Source organism: Halobacillus sp. A5 (assembly GCF_024189315.1).
GTDB lineage: Bacteria > Bacillota > Bacilli > Bacillales > Halobacillaceae > Halobacillus_A.
The window spans coordinates 461,931-480,447 of record NZ_JAIZEO010000001.1; the positions used below are offsets into that span (position 1 = coordinate 461,931).

An 18,517-nucleotide genomic window follows, 5' to 3' on the forward strand; every position below is an offset into this window, starting at 1 on the left:
CTAATTGATAAGGAGGAACTACACTTGAGTCTTTCCGTAAACTTTAACGTAAAAGAATCTGTCTTACTTGTTCGACTAGAAGGAGAACTAGACCATCATGAAGCCACAAATTTAAGGGAAGAATGGCAGGCACAACTTGCTCAAAACAATGTAGGTAACGTAATTGTAAACTTAGAGAAGCTTACTTTTATGGATAGCTCTGGTTTGGGAGTTATGCTTGGGCGTTATAAAGAAATCCAGGCTGCAGGCTGGGAGATGGTCATATGCTCTGTTACTCCGGAAGTGCGCCGTTTATTCGATCTTTCAGGTATGTTTAAAATTGTGAAACTTGCAGATAATGAAGACTTTGCATTACAGATGCTGGGGGTGGCTTCATGAAAAATTATATGAAGGTCGAATTCTCGAGTGTCAGCCAAAATGAGTCTCTTGCCCGTATTGCTGTCGCTTCATTTATTAGTCCGTTAAATCCTACGGTCGATGAATTGACAGATATTAAAACGGTAGTTTCAGAAGCCGTGACAAATGCAATTATTCATGGTTATGAAGAAGATGCTGATCAGAAAGTGATTCTTGAATGTTCTATAAACCAGTCTCAAGTAGAAATTATTATTGAGGATTTTGGTAAGGGAATTGAGGATATTGAAGCCGCTAGAGAGCCTCTTTACACCTCTAAGCCAGAATGGGAGCGATCTGGTATGGGCTTTACCATCATGGAGAATTTCATGGATCAGGTAGATATTAAGTCCAAGGAGAATGAAGGAACAAGAATTACTTTATCTAAGCAGTTGACTTCTACAAAGGCCATTTGTAATTAGGGCGGCCGCCATGAATATTAACACAGAAACAAAAGAGGAACGTTTATCCGATAAGGAAGTGCGGGATTTAATTAAGCGAAGCCAGGAAGGCGACCAGGAAGCACGTCATTTCTTAGTAGAGAAAAACACACGCCTGGTGTGGTCAGTCGTTCAAAGATATCTGAGGCGGGGCTACGATCCTGATGATTTATATCAAATCGGCTGTATTGGGCTGTTAAAATCTGTCGATAAATTTGATTTAAGCTTTGAGGTAAAGTTTTCTACGTACGCAGTTCCTATGATTATTGGAGAAATTCAGCGATTCATCCGGGATGACGGCAGTGTAAAAGTTAGCCGGAGTCTTAAAGAAATGTATCATAAAATCCGGGTGAAAAAGGAAGAACTGCTAAAGGAACATGGTCGTTCTCCAACGATAAATGAACTGGCAGACGCACTTGAATTGTCTCCTGAAGAGGTGATTCAAGCTGAGGATGCCGGGCGTTCTCCACAATCGATTTACGAAACGGTTTATGAAAGTGAAGGGGATCCTATCACATTAGTGGATCAAATTGCAGAAGAAGACTCGCGATGGTTCGACCACTTAACTCTACATGAGGTCATGAATACACTGGATAAAAGAGAACGGTTAATCATTTATTTAAGGTATTTTAAAGATCAAACTCAATCGGAGGTAGCAGAAAGGATAGGAATTTCTCAAGTACAGGTCTCAAGGCTGGAAAAGAAAATATTAGAACAGATGAAGGAGTCTATGAGCGACTCTTCATAACCAAAACTACGCGGAGATGCGTAGTTTTTCTTTTGTATGAAATTGTAAATGTATCACATACTAAAATTGTGCTGAAATTAAGGGAGGCGATGTAATGTCAACCCCTATTTATATTAGGATGAGACAATCCATCCGAATTCCAATTAAGCAGGAAATACGTCTATATGAAGTAGCTAAAGTCACAGGAACCTTAATAAATAGACAGACAATAGAAAATATCATCCTCCACAGAGTTACAGAAGAGGATAAAAACATCATTGTGATTGACAGTTATTTGATTGTTGATATTTTGATGAACAGGTTTCCTGAAAGAGAGGTTGAAATCTTAGGATCTAATCAATGTGTAGTCCATATTGAACGAAAAAAGAAGATGCCTCCTTTACTAGTAGTAGGATTTATCTGGCTGCTGTTATTTGTTGGAGCTGCCATGGCTATTATGAATTTTCACTACGATGTCGCAATGGAATCTGTACAGCAGAAGCTTCATTACATGCTGACCGGAGAAGAAGAAAAACACCCCTTATGGATACAAGTCCCTTATTCATTAGGACTTGGGCTCGGCATGATTTTATTTTTTAATCACTGGTTTTCGAAGAAGTTTAACGAAGAGCCTAATCCCATGGAAATTGAAGTATTTAAATATCAGGAGGACTTGGATCATTATGTAGCCATTCACGAAAATAAGGTGGAACAACAGGATGAGGATCATTGAGGCGTTGATTGGTCTGGCATCAGGTATCGCAGTGGGTACAGGTTTCGTAGCCTTTATTACTGTTTTAGGGATTGTGCCCAGGTTGATGCAGCTGAGCCATACAGAATCAAAAATCATTTATTATGAAGCCGCTATCATATTAGGAGTGTTTGCTGGTATTTATTTATCTTTTGGTAACCATACCATGAGTGTCCCTGTAATTGGTTTAGTTCTGTGGGGTGTGCTTCATGGAATGTTTGTAGGCATGCTGGCTGCTGCATTAACTGAAGTATTAAACGTATTTCCATTGCTGTTTAAGAGAATAGGTATTGAAAGTTATTTGTTTACGCTGCTCATGGCACTTTCATTAGGAAAAATCGCTGGTTCTCTATTTCAATGGGTGCTGTTTGTTAAATAAAAGGAGAGTATAAATATGCCTGGGTTTAATGCGAAAGATTATAAAAAAACGAGCAAAAATTACCAGCCTAAACCACCATATTTTATTAATGCTTTAAAAGCCTTTATAGTCGGTGGCCTTATTTGTGTGTTAGGTGAACTTCTTTCAGAAATGTATATTCACTGGTTTGGATTTAAAGAGAAAAATGCAGGAGACCCTACGGTAGCTACGTTAATTCTTCTTTCCGCTTTAGCTACAGGGTTTGGTGTTTATGACAAGCTCGGGCAGTTTGCCGGTGCAGGGTCGGCCGTTCCTGTTACCGGGTTCGCCAATTCTATTACTTCTGCAGCTCTTGAACACAAAAGCGAAGGAATTGTTCTTGGCGTAGCAACTAATTTATTTAAACTAGCTGGTTCTGTCATCGTATTCGGCGTCGTTGCCGCTTATGTTTTAGGTATTATAAGATATACGTGGCAGGTTATTTTTTAGGGGGACATGTCGTGAGTAAAATTGGAAAACAAACATGGAGTTTTAATAAAGGCGTATATATTCAGTCCACCGGGACAGCTGTCGGTCCGCTGGAAGGACAGGGGCCGTTAAAAGATACATTCGATAAAGTGTACAGCGAATTACATTGCAATGAAGATAATTGGGAGTTAGCCGAACGCCGGCTAATGCTTGACGCAGTCTATCAGTGTCTGCAGAAAGCAGGAATTGACCAGAAGGACATTGATTTGTTTCTTGCAGGTGACCTTCTTAACCAAAACGTTACAGGGAATTACGTTGCCCGCCAATTAGGAATACCGCTTATCGGCATGTTTGGCGCGTGTTCGACTTCAATGGAAACATTGGCAACGGGAGCAGCTTTAATAGAAAGCGGGTACGCTAAAAAAGCGATAGCAGCAGTAAGCTCACATAATGCTACTGCAGAACGGCAGTTTAGATATCCTACTGAATATGGGGGCCAGAAGCCTAAGTCGGCAACATTTACTGTTACCGGCAGCGGCGCGGCACTAATATCCAGAAAGCCTTCACCTGTTAAAGTGGAAGCAGCTACTATTGGAAAAGTGATGGACTATGGAATAACAGATCCTTTTGATATGGGATCAGCTATGGCACCAGCAGCATGGCATACAATTAAGACCCACCTCGAAGATATGGGGAGGGTTCCTGATGATTATGACTTAATCGTGACGGGAGACCTCTCTGCCGTAGGCACTCCAATATTAAAAGATATGTTGAAGGATGATGGCTTCCACATTGGAGAAGTACACAAAGACTGCGGCTTGCTTATTTACCATAGTGAACAGCCTGTATTCAGCGGCGGCAGCGGTTGTGCCTGCTCGGCTGTTGTAACGTATGGTAAATTGATCAACAGTATTAAAGTTGGTACTTATAAAAGAATACTTGTCGTTGCTACCGGCGCTCTCATGAGTCCTATGATGCTTCAGCAGAAAGAGTCCATACCAGGGATTGCTCATGCTGTCGTATTAGCGAAAGGAGAGGAAATGGAATGAGCTTTTTGTGGGCATTTGTTGTAGGCGGGTCTATCTGTGTGGTTGGTCAGCTGTTGTTAGATATTGCTAAATTGACTCCTGCTCATGTAATGTCATCCTTTGTTGTAGCCGGAGCTGTACTTGATGCATTTGATTTATATGACAAACTCGTTGAATTTGCAGGTGCGGGTGCTACCGTTCCGATCACCAGCTTTGGTCATTCACTTTTGCACGGAGCTATGGAACAGGCAGATGAACATGGTTTTATCGGAATTGCGATTGGCATTTTTGAGCTAACGTCTGCAGGTATTGCTTCAGCCATTTTATTTGGATTTATAGTTGCTGTTATTTTTAAACCTAAAGGGTAATTTATAAGAAAGGAGACTATACCATGCCTCAGGAAACGAAAACGCCGATTGTAATGAAAATAGATCAGAATCGATCCATTATGTATGAAAGGTTAGGCATTGGTAAATCCTTTGACGTCGGGTGTCGAACTTTGAATATACTTGGACATGAAGTCGACCTCTATTATGTTAATGGTTTGTGTGAATCCCCTGTCATTGTGAATTTATTAAGGCAATTGTTTCAGTTAAATGAAGGTACTCGTGATAAAAAGTCTGCTTTTAAACATATATATAATGACCTTGCTCATCAACAGGTAGAATTAGAAGATACGATAGAAAAATGTCTTACCCAAGTACTCTCGGGATTAATTGCAATTTTCGTTGAAGGGGAAGCTGAAGCCATTATTGTTGATGTGCGTGCTTACCCGGGCCGCACACCAGAAGAGCCGGATACTGAAAAGGTCGTACGGGGTTCCCGTGACGGGTACACAGAAAATATTATAGAAAACACAGCGCTTACCCGCCGCCGGATACGTGATGACCGTTTAAGAAATGAATTAATACAAGTAGGTCAGCGGTCTAAGACAGATATTTGTATCTCTTATATTGAGGATGTTGCTGACCCAGGGCTTATTAAGCTCATTAAAGCCGAACTAAATAAGATCGAAATTGATGGCTTATCAATGGCGGACAAATCAGTAGAAGAGTTCTTAGTAAAGCAGGGGGGCAATCCATTTCCTTTAGTCAGGTATACCGAGCGTCCAGATATTGCATCTGCACATTTATTAGAAGGACATGTTCTGATAATGGTAGATACGTCTCCCAGTATGATAATCACACCTACAACTTATTTCCACCATGTGCAGCATGCTGAAGAATACAGACAGTCTCCTGTTATAGGATCGTTTATAAGATGGGTGCGGTTTTTTGGATTATTTTCATCCGTTTTTCTTCTACCCTTGTGGATGCTTTTTGTTATTCAACCCGACCTACTCCCGGAATCCTTAGACTTTATAGGTCCAAATGAAGAAAGTACTCTGCCTATTATTGTTCAGCTCCTTATTGCTGATTTGGGTATAGAAATGCTGAGGATTGCATCTATTCATACTCCTACACCGCTTTCAACGGCGATGGGGTTAATTGCTGCTGTATTAATTGGACAAATTGCAATTGATGTAGGGCTGTTTGTTCCTGAAGTCATTTTATACGTGGCTGTGAGTGCTATTGGTTCTTATGCAACCCCTAGCTATGAGCTTTCTATTTCAAATAAAATATCCCGCCTGCTCATATTAGTTTTGGCCGCTATATTTGGTTTAAGTGGTTTTGTTATCGGGATCACGTTATATATCCTGCTGCTTGCTCGAACGAAGTCTCTCAACACCCCATATTTATGGCCGTTTCTGCCGTTTAATGCAAAAGCTTTTATGCAGATACTTGTTAGAATGTCTGTACCTGTCGGAAAGATCCGTCCAAGCGTTGTCCATCCTCAAAATGAGCATAGACAAAGATAATTGCCCGTTTATAAAACTTGTGATAAATTAAATATAATTTTAAATGTTCCTTTTTCTCTGAAGGAACATTTTCTTTTGGATTCGTTATTATAAAGAAATATAGATATTAAATAAATGTAAAATATAGAAAGGCGGAGCAGCATGAGGCATGAAACCAACGGACAAGGACAGCTTCTGATCGGGGGAGTTGCAGCTGCAGAAATTGCGAAAGCTTACGGTACTCCTGTATACGTTTATGATGTAGAAAGGATCCGGGATAACGCAAGAGCGTTCGTCCAAACATTTAAAAATTATAGTATCCCTGCACAGGTGGCCTATGCAAGTAAAGCCTTCTCCACTATTGCTATGCTGCAGGTAGCTAAGCAGGAGGGCTTAAGTTTGGATGTAGTTTCTGAAGGAGAATTACATACAGCTTTAGAAGCCGGTTTTCCTGTTGAAAAAATTCATATGCACGGCAATAACAAAAGTCTTTCTGAACTTGAGATGGCTGTTAATCATAATATTGGCTGTATTGTCGTAGATAATTTTTATGAGATTGCTTTATTAACTGATGTTTTAGCTGAGAAAGGAAAAACGATGGAGGTACTTCTGCGTGTAACTCCAGGTATCGAAGCCCATACACATGACTATATTTTAACAGGTCAGGAAGATTCGAAATTTGGCTTCGACTTATCCAGTGGCCAGGCAGATAAAGCATTCGAGTTATTAAATTCTGATCCACGAACGAAAGTTAAAGGGCTTCATTGTCATATTGGTTCTCAGATTTTTGAAACGAGCGGCTTTACCCTTGCCACCCAGAAATTGTTTGAAACGATGAAAGATTGGCGGGAAAAATTCTCCTATCAGGCCGAGGTGTTAAATTTAGGCGGCGGATTCGGAATTCAGTACACCGATGAAGACGACCCTTTAGCGCTTGACCAGTACGCTCTGGCTCTCATTAATGAAGTAAAACTCCAGTCTGAAAAATTAAATTATCCGATGCCTGAAATTTGGATAGAACCAGGACGGGCTATCGTTGGTGATGCCGGAGTAACCCTGTATACTTTAGGCTCTATTAAAGAAATTCCGGGAGTAAGGACTTATGCTTCGGTTGATGGTGGGATGACAGATAATATCAGACCGGCTTTATATCAAGCAAAGTACAATGCTGTCTTAGCAAATAAAATGCACCAGCCTCTAAAAAAAGAATATGCTATAGCTGGTAAGTGCTGTGAGTCAGGAGATATGCTATTATGGGATGTGAAGCTTCCCGAGGTAGAGCCACAGGATTTAATGGCAGTATTCAGTACTGGAGCTTATGGATATGCTATGGCTAATAATTACAACCGCTTTGGAAAGTCTGCAGTTGTTTTTGTGGAAAATGGAAAGCATCAACTTGTGGTGCGTAGAGAAGACTTCGAAGAAATAACAAGATTGGACTTATCTTATACAAAACAGGAGGAACTGAATTATGAAACAAGCAACGATTGAATTTGAAAACGGGGAAAAGCTTAAAATAGAACTTTATGATGAGGCAGCACCTGCCACAGTGGAAAATTTTGAGAAACTGGCCAATAGTGAATTTTATGATGGTTTAACCTTCCACCGTGTCATTCCTGACTTTGTTATACAGGGTGGAGACCCTAATGGCAACGGAACAGGCGGACCGGGTTACACTATTAAGTGTGAAACAGAAGGAAACCCTCACAAGCATGAACGTGGAACGCTGTCCATGGCACATGCAGGAAAAGATACAGGTGGAAGTCAATTTTTTATCTGTCACTCTCCCCAGCCTCATTTAGACGCTAGACACACTGTCTTCGGAAAAGTCATTGAAGGCGTCGAAACAGTAGATCGTGTTCGACCAGGTGATGTTATGCAGAAAGTTAGAGTAGAAGGTTAACAGCAGATAATCGATACTTAACATGATAGGTATATGGCTTTTGTTGCTATTCGTCATTGCCCCTATAGGGCTGGTAATACATGAGACCGGGCATATTATTGCGGGATTCCTGTGTGGAGCTAGATATTCGGTGTTGAGCGTTGGAGCCGGAAATTCTATACTACGTATTAAATTCCAGAAATTGCACATAATAGTGGGTAGAATATATTTCTTGGGCGGTTATTCTATTAATGTAAAAGACCCGGATTTTTCCTGTCTGCAAAAAGTTTGGATTAGTCTTGCAGGTCCTTTTGCTAATAGTATTGTTTTCTTATGCTTCATGAACATAAAGCTTGGATATGAAAACGAGGTGCTCCTATTTAGTTTTTTTAATCTTTATATGGCGGTTATTAACATGATCCCTTTTAAAATTGGAAAAAGAAAATCAGACGGTTATTTAGTATTAGAGAATCTCCGGGCAAAGCGGGTTGAATCTTAAGGTAATATACAGTATCCTAATGCCTAGGCAGATTAGTCACTGTGGAGGCATTTAATGAGACGAAACAACTGGATTTTCTTTTCAATTTTGTTAATTATGAGCTTATCGTGGGGATTTTATTACTGGTTTGGGATCGTCATGTAATCACTGGAGTATTAAAAAGCTATAAAAAATTTACGAGCAATACGAGGGGTTATTATGTTAATTCGATTTAAAAAATCATTTGAAAAAATAGCGATGGGACTTCTTTCTTTTATGCCGGAATGTAAAGAAGTACGCAAGCTGCAGGGAATTATACAAGAGTATGAACAGAACCCGGATTGGCACCTGTTCCTTTGGAAAGAGGAAGATATTCTTGGTACTGTTGGTGTGCGTACTGAGGAGGGAGCAGCTTATATACAACACGTGTCCGTAAACCCTTCTCATCGTAATTTAGGAATTGGAAGGAAAATGGTCTTAGCTGCTCAAGAGCAATTTGAGAAAAACTACGAAGTGAAACCAGATGAAGTAACTGAGACATTTTTTGAAAAATGTGATGTGGAAAGTTCATCTTCAAAGGTATAAAAGAAGACGCCTAAAGGAGGGCGTCTTCTTTTATGTTCTGTTATGCTTTTTATGACGGTGAACTAATTTTTCATCGGTTAGGTCACTAGAAGATTCAAAAGAAACCTCCCAGGACATACATAATGCTTTAACCTCTTCTTTAAGGGCAGGAACATTAATTGGTATAGAAACGCTCTCATATGCTTCATCTGCTTCCATTCTCTTCTTAACGGCCAGCATAAGATTTTGAAATTCATTTACATTAATTCCTATTGAAGAGAGAGCCTTTCTGTTAGCAGGCAGTTTATTCAGCGATTTTTGAATGAGAATAATTCCTCCTTTGCTGTTTCCTCTCCTATAGTGATAGAGAGAAACAGCAAACTGGATGAGCAGTACCCATACAGAATCTCTTTTCCCGGGTTCTACTTTTTTCCAATAATCTTCTAGTACTTCATGGCACTCGAAATAGTCACGAGTTCCGTGAAAATGAGCCAGAAATTCTATATACGGAAAAGGATACATATTCCATTCTCCTTTCTAAATTGATTAGCTTGTTCTAATAATACTGACATTGTAGAATAAAAGTTTCATTAAATATTGGATCTGTCTTTAAACATGCAAAATTATTCAGGCTGCTTGCTAAAGAGAATGTGAGTCGGGAACTGCCCTGTCCCGGTTCGCCTTTCACCTTACAATTAGCGGAATCAGCAATTCAACTATTCTTTAACCTTTTCACGCAGGTGATTTTTCAAAAGATATTATTAACGGTTTGAATATTTTCTGGTACGATGATTGCAGTATGTAAACTACTTAAAAAAGGATAGAATACTATGACTGACCGATACCATGTGAAACTCGAAGGCTTTGAAGGCCCTCTCGATCTATTACTTCACTTAATTAACCGTTATGAGATTGATATATATGATATTCCCGTTTCTACTATAACAGAGCAGTATATGAATTACATTCACACCATGCAGGAACTAGAATTAAATGTAGCCAGCGAATACTTAGTAATGGCCGCTACCCTGCTGGCAATAAAAAGTCAGATGCTGCTTCCTTCTCCTTCGCTTAATGAAGAATTCGAAGCGGAAGACACGGAAGACCCTAGAGAAGAATTAATAAGCAGGCTGATCGAGTATAAGAAGTATAAGAAAGCAGCTGAGCAGCTCAAAACGAAAGAAGTAGAGGAGAATAGAATCTACACACGTCCACAAATGAATGTGGAACAGAATGAGTACGACGGACCGGTAGTTAAAGAAGGAGAAGCCTCTGTTTTTGAAATGGTTTCTGCCGTACAACAAATGCTTAAGAATAACAAGCATAAAGCTCCTGGCGAAACGAAAATTAAACGGGACGAAGTATCTATCCAGCTTAGAATGGACGACATTTTAAGTAAAATTCGTGTTTCAAGAGAGGGCACACGTTTCTATGATCTTTTTGAAGAAAAAACAAGATCTCATATTGTCGTTTCATTTATTGCAATACTCGAATTAATGAAAAACAATGAAATCATTTGTACACAGTCCGAGCATTTTGAAGAGCTGATAGTATTTCGCAGTAAGGTGTAAAGCACTGAATTTAGGTTTTATGCTGAAGCAATGGAGGAACATAATGAATAGGATTAAACAAAAAGCTCTAATAGAGGGATTATTATTTGCTTCAGGAGAAGAAGGAATTTCAATAAATAAATTAACACAAATCATTGATTGTACTTCTAGTGAATTCACCAGTCTTCTTGAAGAACTTTTTAAAGAATACGATCGTGAGGACCGCGGAATTAAAATTATGGAATCAAATGGTATTCTTCACCTGACGACTAAACCTGAGCATGCTTCATACTATCAGCAGTTACTGGAAACTAAAGGTACGACGAGGCTTTCCCAGGCGTCTCTGGAAGTACTGGCCATTATTGCATATCGGCAGCCCATTACACGTGTTGAAATTGACGAACTTCGCGGTGTGAAAAGTGATCGAGCTGTTCAGACTCTGGTGAATCGAGGTTTGATTGAAGAGAAAGGCAGGAAGGAAGCTGTCGGCAGACCTGTTCTATTTGGAACTTCAACAGCTTTTCTTACTTACTTTGGGTTATCTTCTATCGAGGAACTGCCGCCGATTGAAGAGTTTCAAGAGGAAGGGAATGTGGAGGACGAGGCTGACTTATTCTTTGAAAAATTTACTGAAGATAAAAATGAAGATGATCTAGGTGAATAACAGCGGAGGGAGTTTAAATAGTGAAATTTACTGGTGCTTATGGAGAATGCAGTAAAAGTGATGTGTCTGTATGTAGTTCGGTAATTACTTATGAAGATAAAGGAAACAGACAGTCTTTTGAAGTGAGGTATCCTGAGAGTGTACAGAAAGAGATTGCTTCACGTTTTTCTATTCCTGAAGAGTCGATTGTTCATATCCTTTCGCTGGCCTGCCTGATTAAATACCCGGAGTATAAACATCGTTCAAAAATATTATTAAGTAAAGAAGAGATCCTGCTTGTTTTTGAAGATCTAAACATTAATGCCGTTCAAAATCTATACCGGGATATTCACGAGCTCGGCGGGGTTGAAATTGAGTCAACACTTATCTATTTTGAAGAATAGTCCTATTTATTAAAAGATTTTAAAACCTTTCTTGTATGAAGCCTGTCGATATAAATCTCGCCAGTCACAGGTTCCTTCTTGAACATGAAGAAGAGCGTTTTCATGATCCAGGTGAATGAGAGTCTTACTCTGGCTAAATGAACGAGATCATTTCCACTCCTGCGGAAGAACTATTGAGCCGAGATCACGGAGCGTGGGTTTCGTTAGGCAGCTCAGGCGCGCGTCCGAGGAAAGGGGGCGCTTTATTACTGGCGGCAGGAAAACAATTGCATGAAACCAGGGTATTTCAACAAGCTGATACTGCGTTTATACGCAGTCTTTTTTTCGTTTTCATAAGCCTGTACTTCCCGGCATAACCTTAAGAAAGAGAAAGAAGATTGGAGGAAGATCTCTTTTGAAGACGATGATCTATACGATATTATTCGTATTAGTCTTTACCCTATTTGGCAGGTCGGCTGTTGTTTATTCAGAGCCAGAATCAACATTATTTGTCTCAGCTGAACATGCTGTCCTTATCGATGCAGAATCTGGAAGAGTATTGTTTGAGAAAGATAGTTACTCTTCCTCATTAATTGCCAGTACGACAAAAATAATGACAGCAATCATTGCAGTTGAATCCGGAATGATGGAAGAAGAAGTAGTCGTAAGTGAAAGAGCGATTCGAACAGAGGGTTCATCTATTTACTTAACAAAGGGTGAAAAAATTAAATTAAAAGATTTAGTTTACGGTTTAATGCTTCGTTCAGGGAACGATTCTGCTATAGCAATTGCTGAGCATGTTGGAGGAAGCGCGGAAGGCTTTACTCAGATGATGAATGAAAAAGCCGCATGGCTCGGCATGCAGGCATCGAATTTTGAAAATCCACACGGACTTGATGGCGAGAATCATGTTTCCAGTGCGTACGATTTAGCTTTACTAATGGCATATTCAATGAAAAACGAAACTTTCAGAGAGGTAACAGGGAGTGTCTCGTATAAATCCGAGAATCGTACATATTCTTGGCAGAACAAAAACAAATTACTAACTTCACTATATGAGCATACAACAGGAGGAAAGACCGGGTTTACAAAGCGCGCCGGCCGGACGCTGGTCAGCAGTGCTGAAAAAGACGGGATGGAATTAATAGCTGTCACTTTGAATGCCCCCAGTGACTGGAGTGATCACGAGCGTATGTATGAGTGGGGGTTCAATAATTTTGAGACTTATAAATTACAGGAAGAAGGATATACAGAAGCCAATGGTAACCTTTATTACCTTCCTAAAGATATCCTTTTCCCTTTAACTGAAAGCGAGAAAAATCAAATTAAAGCAGTATTTAAGCCAAATGCTGAAGGTGAAACATACAAAGGCGTCAGAACTTATCACCTAAATGAGAATTTAGTAGCTGAATCGCAAGTCTTAGCGAAAAGACCTCCCCAGCCCTGGCTGGACAGCAGCTTATCATTTTTTAAACGAATGGTGGGGGTGGAGCTATGGTCAACTTAATCTGGGTGGTACTGGCAGTCGCCGGAATTCTATACGCGGGTTTCAATGGGACAATGGAGGAAGTCAACAAAGCTATCTTTGAAGCTGTTGACGAGAGTGTGATGATTGCTTTAAGTCTGTTAGGTGTGCTTGTATTCTGGCTGGGTTTAATGAAAATTGCTGAGGAAGCCGGTCTGTTGAAGGGGTTGGCGAGGCTGTTTCAACCAATTGTAAAAAGGATATTTCCGGATATCCCTGAAAACGACCCTGCTTTAGGTTATATTCTGTCCAATATGACAGCTAATGTGTTCGGACTTGGCAACGCGGCCACCCCCATGGGACTTAAAGCAATGAAGGAATTAAAACGGTTGTCAGGGCACAGCGAAGCCAGCCGTTCAATGATTACATTTTTAGCTATAAATACCTCATCCTTGACGATTGTTCCAGCGACTGTGATCGCGATCAGAATGAAATATGATTCTTCAGATCCCACGAGTATTATAGGAGCGACGATAATAGCGACAATAATCTCAACGATAGCAGCACTTTTAATTGACCGACTATTTTATTACCGTCGTCAAAGGCTGGGGAGGTTGTTATGAGCGTCTGGTTAATCCCGGCTATTATCCTTGTAGTATTGGTAACAGCAACTATTAAACGGGTACCTGCCTATGAAGTATTTGTTGAAGGAAGTAAAGAAGGGATACAATTAGCGGTCAACCTTCTCCCTTTCCTCTTAGGTATGATGGTCTCTATTGCTATTTTTCAAGCTTCAGGGGCAATGGATGCAGTATTAACAGTATTTAAACCGCTGATGGCAGCATTCGGCGTACCGGAGCAGATTCTGCCACTGGCTTTAATTCGTCCGATTTCAGGTACAGCTGCTTTAAGCATGACAACCGAGTTAATACGTACATTTGGTCCCGACTCCTTAATCGGCCAAATGGCATCTGTTATGCAGGGAAGCACTGACACTACTTTATATATCATAACAGTATATTTCGGAGCGGTAGGAATTCGCAGGATGGGGGACGCATTAAAAGTAGGACTTCTCGCAGACTTAGTTGGTTTAATTGCTGCGGTAACTGTCGTTATAATATTATTTGGGTAAGGAGCGTTATTTTTTGTTCAAATTATGATAAAGTATGTATAATAGTGATGAGAATAAGCCGCGCTGGATTTGCCCAGCGTGGTTTAATGATGTTTACGATAAAATGGAAACGGGAGGGCGATCCAATGTCTAAACTGGAACGTCTGCAAAAAGTGATAGCTCATGCTGGGGTTGCATCACGAAGAAAAGCAGAAGAAATGATTAAGCAAGGTAAAGTGAAAGTGAACGGAAAAGTTGAAACAGAACTTGGTACTAAAGTTAGTCCCAATGATGATGTCGAAGTGGAAGGTGTTCCTCTAGTTAAAGAGGTACCCGTATACTATTTACTTTATAAGCCCAGAGGCGTTATTTCTAGTGTTAAAGATGATAAAGGCCGCAAAGTAGTTACTGATTTCCTCCCTGAAGTAGAAGAAAGAATATTCCCTGTGGGTCGTCTTGATTACGATACTTCAGGAGTGCTTCTTCTGACTAATGATGGAGAATTTGCTAATCTGCTTATGCATCCTCGTCATGAAATTGATAAAGTATATATTGCAAAAACTAAAGGTATTCCAACTCCAGATCAATTGAAAAACCTGAAAAAAGGTGTAACGGTTGATGGAGAGTATATGAAAGCGGTACACTCGAAGTTAGTATCCGCCGACTCCAAAAAAAACACAGCTATAGTTCAAATCATTTTACATGAAGGAAAAAATCGTCAAGTACGTAGAATGTTCGAAGCGTTAGGGTATCCTGTTGATAAGCTTAAAAGGGAGCGCTATGGTTCTATAACTTTACAAGGAATGAACGCGGGTGATTATCGAGCGTTAAAACCTCATGAAGTGAAACTGCTCCGTCAAGCAGCTGAAGAAAATGTTGAATAATTTTCAAAAATTCCACAGTTCATCAATGTTATAATGGTTTGGGAGTGAAAGCCATGAAAGAAACAACTATAGAAAAGAAAAAGAAACGGCTTGTTTTTCGTTCCATCCTGCTGGCAGTCATGGTAGGTCTTGTGGTATTTGCCTTGATTTCCAACCATAATGAAGATAAAAATGTAGTGGCTAAAGGTGAGGAGCCGCCTGACTTTCAGCTGAAAAAGTTTGGCACTGAAGAAACCGTTTCCTTAAGCGACTATGAAGGACAGGGTGTTATGATAAACTTTTGGGCTACGTACTGTGAGCCCTGTAAAGACGAGATGCCTTATATGGAAGAGCTTTATGATGATTATAAAGAGCAGGGAGTGGAAATATTAGCCGTTAACCTTGACTCTACCAATCTCGTTGTAGAGCGATTTCTTAGTGAGTATGGACTAAGCTTTCCGATTTTACATGATAAAGATGGACAAGTTATGGATGAGTACGATGTAGGTCAGCTTCCTTCGACTCTTTTTATTAACCCTGAAGGTGAGGTTGAGGAAGAAGTTGTCGGCCCGTTAACGCTGGACAAGCTTGAAGGTTATCTGGATGAGATTACACCGAAGAGTTAAGCTCGTATGAAATTGTGAGGTTTTACTATGAATGAAATTAAGTGCGAATGCGGACATGTCAATCCTGAGGGGACGGTGTTGTGTGAGTCCTGTGGGAAACCCGTAGCGGATAATCAGCACCTTAATGGAAATGATGATCAAAAACTTCTTAATATGAGATACGATGGAAGTGCGAGACGTTCTCAAACGTATAATAGAACGATTATTGACAAGGTTTGGAATTTCTTTTCTTCTGTAAAGGTTGGAGTCACACTGATCGTTATAACATTAATTGCTTCTGCAGTGGGTACTATATTTCCGCAAGAGATGTACATTCCGCCAGGATCTAATGCGGCTACCCATTATGAAAATCAATATGGTCTTGCAGGTCAAATTTATTACCAGCTGGGTTTTCATAATTTATTTACTTCATGGTGGTACATGGTATTACTGGCTATGATCGGGATTTCTATTGTAATTGCCAGTTTAGATCGTTTTATCCCTTTGTACAAAACCTTGAAAACTCAAAAGCCTAAACGCCATGATAAATTTCTTAAGAAACAGAGAATATTTGGGACTACTGAATCAACAGAAGTTAATATGGAGCTTTTAAAGAATAATTTAAAAAAGCATCGTTTCAAAGTGAAAGAAGAAGACGGAAGTATTTTAGCTGAAAAGAACAGGTTCTCACGGTGGGGGCCTTATGTGAACCACATCGGTCTGATTATCTTTTTACTCGGTTCACTGCTTAGATTCGTCCCTGCCATGTACATAGACGAGTTTATCTGGGTACGTGAAGGAGAGACGAAAGTCATTAATGGAACAGACGGCGAATATTACATCAGAAATGATGAATTTCTTCTAGAGAATTATGATGAAAACGATGAGCGGTTCCAGGAAGCGATTCAACGTAATGGCCAGCCGGTTCCTAAAACATATCAGACTAACGCCACTATATTTAAACGAACTGATGATGTAGTCGTTGGTGCTGACCCTGAGTTGGAAGAAATTAAACAGGCTGAAGCAAGAGTAAATCATCCAATAAAGTTTGATAATTTTACTTTGTATCAAGCAAGTTATCAGCAAAATGAATTTAGAGACATGACTTTTGAATTACATGATATGGATGATGAGGATACCACTTATGGAGAATTCACGGTAGACTTAAGCGACCCTGACTCAGAATATGAATTAGACAATGGGTACCGGGTTGTCCTTGATTCTTACTTTCCGGAATATGAGCTAAATGATGGAGAGCCGGTTTCTAAGTCGAAATATCCTAAAAACCCGGCATTCGTATTTAATGTCTATCCTCCGGATGAATCCGAGCCTGAAGTTAGTTTTGCGGGGATCGGGGCTAACGTGGACGGCTCTGGGGAGAATGATCATAAAGTCAACCTGGTGGATTTTGATGTTCGGGATGTCACAGGGCTTACGATTAGAAAAGATTATACCCTTCCGTTTATTGCCTTAGGAGGCGCAATATTCATGATTGGTGTGATACAAGGAATGTATTGGAATCACCGCAGAATCTGGATTAAGCCGAAGGAAGACGGAGTGTGGATTGCTGGACATACGAATAAAAACTGGGTTGCTCTAAAACGTGAAATAGAGAAAGTAACAAAGGATACAGGAGTATCTTCACCTGCAGACCAACAAGAATTAAAAGGCTAGCCTATACGAGCATGTAAGGAGGAAGTGTCTATATGGGTGATTTAAGTTCTTTAAGCAGTAGCCTGCTTTATGCGGCTTTCTTCATTTATTTAACTGCCACATTTTTTTTCGCTGGCACGATTCGGGATAATAGCAGAAAAAAAACAAGTTTAGCAGGTAATATTGCGATCACTGTAACCATCATTGGGTTTCTTACACAACTAGGATATTTTTTCACAAGATGGGCTGCAGCAGGGCATGCACCTGTAAGTAATTTATTCGAGTTTACAACCTTTTTTGGGATGATGCTGGTTTTTGCGTTTATAGTTATGTATTTTATTTACAAGATAAACGTATTAGGATTAATTGCTTTACCTATTGCATTATTAATTATAGCTTTTGCAAGTATGTTCCCGCGTGAGATTTCACCATTGGTACCATCACTGCAGTCTCATTGGTTATATATTCATGTAACTACAGCTGCACTGGGACAGGCGATCTTATCGATCAGCTTTGTAGCCGGATTAATCTTTTTAATTCGTCAAATTGATCAAACGAAAAAAACTAAGCAGACTTTTTGGCTTGAATTCGTTATATTTATGGTAGCTACCACTCTCGCTTTTATAATCATCTCGTCTACCTTCAGCGCCTTTAATTATGAGGCAGCCTTTGAAGCTCCGGTTGAAGGACAGCCGACAGAGATGACATACGAAATGCCTGCGGTTGCTGGTCCTTACGATGGAGAGTTGCTGACAGAGGATGCTATGACACCATTGATTCAAGCGCCGGAATGGATGCGTGGTGTTGATGCGGCGATTAAATTTAACACACTGATCTGGTCGTTTTTCGGCGGACTCGTACTTTATGGTCTGCTGCGGCTGCTCTTAAGAAAAAGAGTAGGCTCTGCATTACAGCCGCTATTGAAAAAAGCTAACCCTGAAATTATTGATGAAGTTGGTTATCGTGCCGTCGCAATTGGATTCCCTGTCTTTACACTAGGTGCGCTTATTTTTGCGATGATATGGGCTCAACAGGCATGGGATCGTTTTTGGGGATGGGATCCTAAAGAGGTATGGGCGTTAATTACCTTCTTCTTTTACGCTGCCTATCTGCATTTAAGACTTTCGAGAGGATGGCAGGGGACAAAGTCAGCTTGGCTTGCTGTAGGCGGTTTTGCTATTATTATGTTTAACTTGCTGGCGGTAAACTTAATTATTTCAGGCTTACACTCTTATGCTTAAAGATTCAAACGGCAGGTAGGATTTGTTTATCCTGCCTGCCATTTATTATAATTGAGTAACAACGTAAATTTTAAGGG

24 protein-coding genes are annotated in these 18,517 nt (G+C 40.1%); 23 read left to right on the forward strand and 1 reads right to left on the reverse strand.

Annotated features, from left to right (window positions below; translation table 11 throughout):
* Positions 1–24 precede the first annotated feature (24 nt).
* From spoIIAA to LF822_RS02475, 13 genes are all read left to right on the forward strand, one after another.
* On the forward strand, positions 25–378 hold the full coding sequence (gene spoIIAA, locus LF822_RS02415) for an anti-sigma F factor antagonist (protein WP_253922363.1): 354 nt from the start codon (positions 25–27) through the stop codon (positions 376–378).
* Positions 375–815, forward strand: a complete 441-nt coding sequence (gene spoIIAB, locus LF822_RS02420; protein WP_253922364.1) for an anti-sigma F factor — start codon at positions 375–377, stop codon at positions 813–815. Before spoIIAA ends, spoIIAB begins: the two co-directional genes overlap by 4 nt.
* Positions 816–825: 10 nt before the next feature.
* Positions 826–1,581, forward strand: a complete 756-nt coding sequence (gene sigF, locus LF822_RS02425; RefSeq protein WP_253922365.1) for an RNA polymerase sporulation sigma factor SigF — start codon at positions 826–828, stop codon at positions 1,579–1,581.
* A gap of 94 nt (positions 1,582–1,675) precedes the next feature.
* Entirely contained in the window at positions 1,676–2,293 is a 618-nt protein-coding gene (locus tag LF822_RS02430; protein ID WP_253922366.1) for a stage V sporulation protein AA, read from the forward strand.
* Positions 2,280–2,690, forward strand: coding sequence for a stage V sporulation protein AB (locus LF822_RS02435; RefSeq protein ID WP_253922367.1), 411 nt, complete (start codon positions 2,280–2,282; stop codon positions 2,688–2,690). Before LF822_RS02430 ends, LF822_RS02435 begins: the two co-directional genes overlap by 14 nt.
* Before the next feature lie 15 nt (positions 2,691–2,705).
* Positions 2,706–3,158, forward strand: a complete 453-nt coding sequence (gene spoVAC, locus LF822_RS02440; RefSeq protein ID WP_253922368.1) for a stage V sporulation protein AC — start codon at positions 2,706–2,708, stop codon at positions 3,156–3,158.
* An 11-nt stretch (positions 3,159–3,169) separates the two neighbouring features.
* The gene (gene spoVAD, locus LF822_RS02445) at positions 3,170–4,186 is read left to right on the forward strand and encodes a stage V sporulation protein AD (protein WP_253922369.1); all 1,017 of its coding nucleotides are present in this window, start codon (positions 3,170–3,172) and stop codon (positions 4,184–4,186) included.
* Positions 4,183–4,533: a stage V sporulation protein AE gene (gene spoVAE, locus LF822_RS02450; RefSeq protein ID WP_253922370.1), complete on the forward strand. Its 351-nt coding sequence runs from the start codon at positions 4,183–4,185 to the stop codon at positions 4,531–4,533. The genes spoVAD and spoVAE overlap by 4 nt, the downstream gene beginning before the upstream one ends.
* Before the next feature lie 23 nt (positions 4,534–4,556).
* On the forward strand, positions 4,557–6,023 hold the full coding sequence (locus LF822_RS02455) for a spore germination protein (RefSeq protein WP_305881977.1): 1,467 nt from the start codon (positions 4,557–4,559) through the stop codon (positions 6,021–6,023).
* 141 nt (positions 6,024–6,164) lie between these two features.
* Positions 6,165–7,493, forward strand: coding sequence for a diaminopimelate decarboxylase (gene lysA / locus LF822_RS02460; RefSeq protein WP_253922371.1), 1,329 nt, complete (start codon positions 6,165–6,167; stop codon positions 7,491–7,493).
* Positions 7,474–7,905: a peptidylprolyl isomerase gene (locus LF822_RS02465; RefSeq protein ID WP_253922372.1), complete on the forward strand. Its 432-nt coding sequence runs from the start codon at positions 7,474–7,476 to the stop codon at positions 7,903–7,905. Before lysA ends, LF822_RS02465 begins: the two co-directional genes overlap by 20 nt.
* A gap of 22 nt (positions 7,906–7,927) precedes the next feature.
* Positions 7,928–8,383 carry a site-2 protease family protein gene (locus LF822_RS02470; protein WP_253922373.1) on the forward strand — a complete coding sequence of 152 codons (456 nt, stop codon included), beginning with the start codon at positions 7,928–7,930 and terminating at the stop codon, positions 8,381–8,383.
* A gap of 198 nt (positions 8,384–8,581) precedes the next feature.
* Positions 8,582–8,947, forward strand: coding sequence for a GNAT family N-acetyltransferase (locus LF822_RS02475; RefSeq protein ID WP_253922374.1), 366 nt, complete (start codon positions 8,582–8,584; stop codon positions 8,945–8,947).
* A gap of 30 nt (positions 8,948–8,977) precedes the next feature.
* Here the strand turns inward: LF822_RS02475 and LF822_RS02480 are convergent, their stop codons facing one another.
* On the reverse strand, positions 8,978–9,448 hold the full coding sequence (locus LF822_RS02480; RefSeq protein ID WP_253922375.1) for a DUF309 domain-containing protein: 471 nt from the start codon (positions 9,446–9,448) through the stop codon (positions 8,978–8,980).
* Between the two features lie 308 nt (positions 9,449–9,756).
* On the opposite strand from LF822_RS02480, the gene LF822_RS02485 reads away from it, so the two are divergent.
* From LF822_RS02485 to ccsB, 10 genes are all read left to right on the forward strand, one after another.
* Positions 9,757–10,497 carry a segregation/condensation protein A gene (locus tag LF822_RS02485; protein WP_253922376.1) on the forward strand — a complete coding sequence of 247 codons (741 nt, stop codon included), beginning with the start codon at positions 9,757–9,759 and terminating at the stop codon, positions 10,495–10,497.
* Positions 10,498–10,540: 43 nt separating this feature from the next.
* Positions 10,541–11,140 carry an SMC-Scp complex subunit ScpB gene (scpB, locus tag LF822_RS02490; protein WP_253922377.1) on the forward strand — a complete coding sequence of 200 codons (600 nt, stop codon included), beginning with the start codon at positions 10,541–10,543 and terminating at the stop codon, positions 11,138–11,140.
* Between the two features lie 20 nt (positions 11,141–11,160).
* Positions 11,161–11,523 carry a hypothetical protein gene (locus LF822_RS02495; RefSeq protein WP_253922378.1) on the forward strand — a complete coding sequence of 121 codons (363 nt, stop codon included), beginning with the start codon at positions 11,161–11,163 and terminating at the stop codon, positions 11,521–11,523.
* 403 nt (positions 11,524–11,926) lie between these two features.
* Positions 11,927–13,009, forward strand: a complete 1,083-nt coding sequence (locus LF822_RS02500) for a D-alanyl-D-alanine carboxypeptidase family protein (protein WP_253923441.1) — start codon at positions 11,927–11,929, stop codon at positions 13,007–13,009.
* On the forward strand, positions 12,997–13,590 hold the full coding sequence (locus tag LF822_RS02505; RefSeq protein WP_253922379.1) for a nucleoside recognition domain-containing protein: 594 nt from the start codon (positions 12,997–12,999) through the stop codon (positions 13,588–13,590). The genes LF822_RS02500 and LF822_RS02505 overlap by 13 nt, the downstream gene beginning before the upstream one ends.
* On the forward strand, positions 13,587–14,099 hold the full coding sequence (locus LF822_RS02510; RefSeq protein ID WP_253922380.1) for a spore maturation protein: 513 nt from the start codon (positions 13,587–13,589) through the stop codon (positions 14,097–14,099). Before LF822_RS02505 ends, LF822_RS02510 begins: the two co-directional genes overlap by 4 nt.
* Positions 14,100–14,233: 134 nt before the next feature.
* A complete protein-coding gene (locus LF822_RS02515) occupies positions 14,234–14,962 on the forward strand; it encodes a pseudouridine synthase (protein WP_253923442.1) in 729 nt (242 codons plus the stop codon).
* A gap of 53 nt (positions 14,963–15,015) precedes the next feature.
* Entirely contained in the window at positions 15,016–15,567 is a 552-nt protein-coding gene (gene resA / locus LF822_RS02520) for a thiol-disulfide oxidoreductase ResA (RefSeq protein WP_253922381.1), read from the forward strand.
* Between the two features lie 27 nt (positions 15,568–15,594).
* Positions 15,595–17,220 carry a cytochrome c biogenesis protein ResB gene (gene resB, locus LF822_RS02525; RefSeq protein ID WP_253922382.1) on the forward strand — a complete coding sequence of 542 codons (1,626 nt, stop codon included), beginning with the start codon at positions 15,595–15,597 and terminating at the stop codon, positions 17,218–17,220.
* A 32-nt stretch (positions 17,221–17,252) separates the two neighbouring features.
* A complete protein-coding gene (gene ccsB / locus LF822_RS02530) occupies positions 17,253–18,440 on the forward strand; it encodes a c-type cytochrome biogenesis protein CcsB (RefSeq protein WP_253922383.1) in 1,188 nt (395 codons plus the stop codon).
* Positions 18,441–18,517 lie beyond the last annotated feature (77 nt).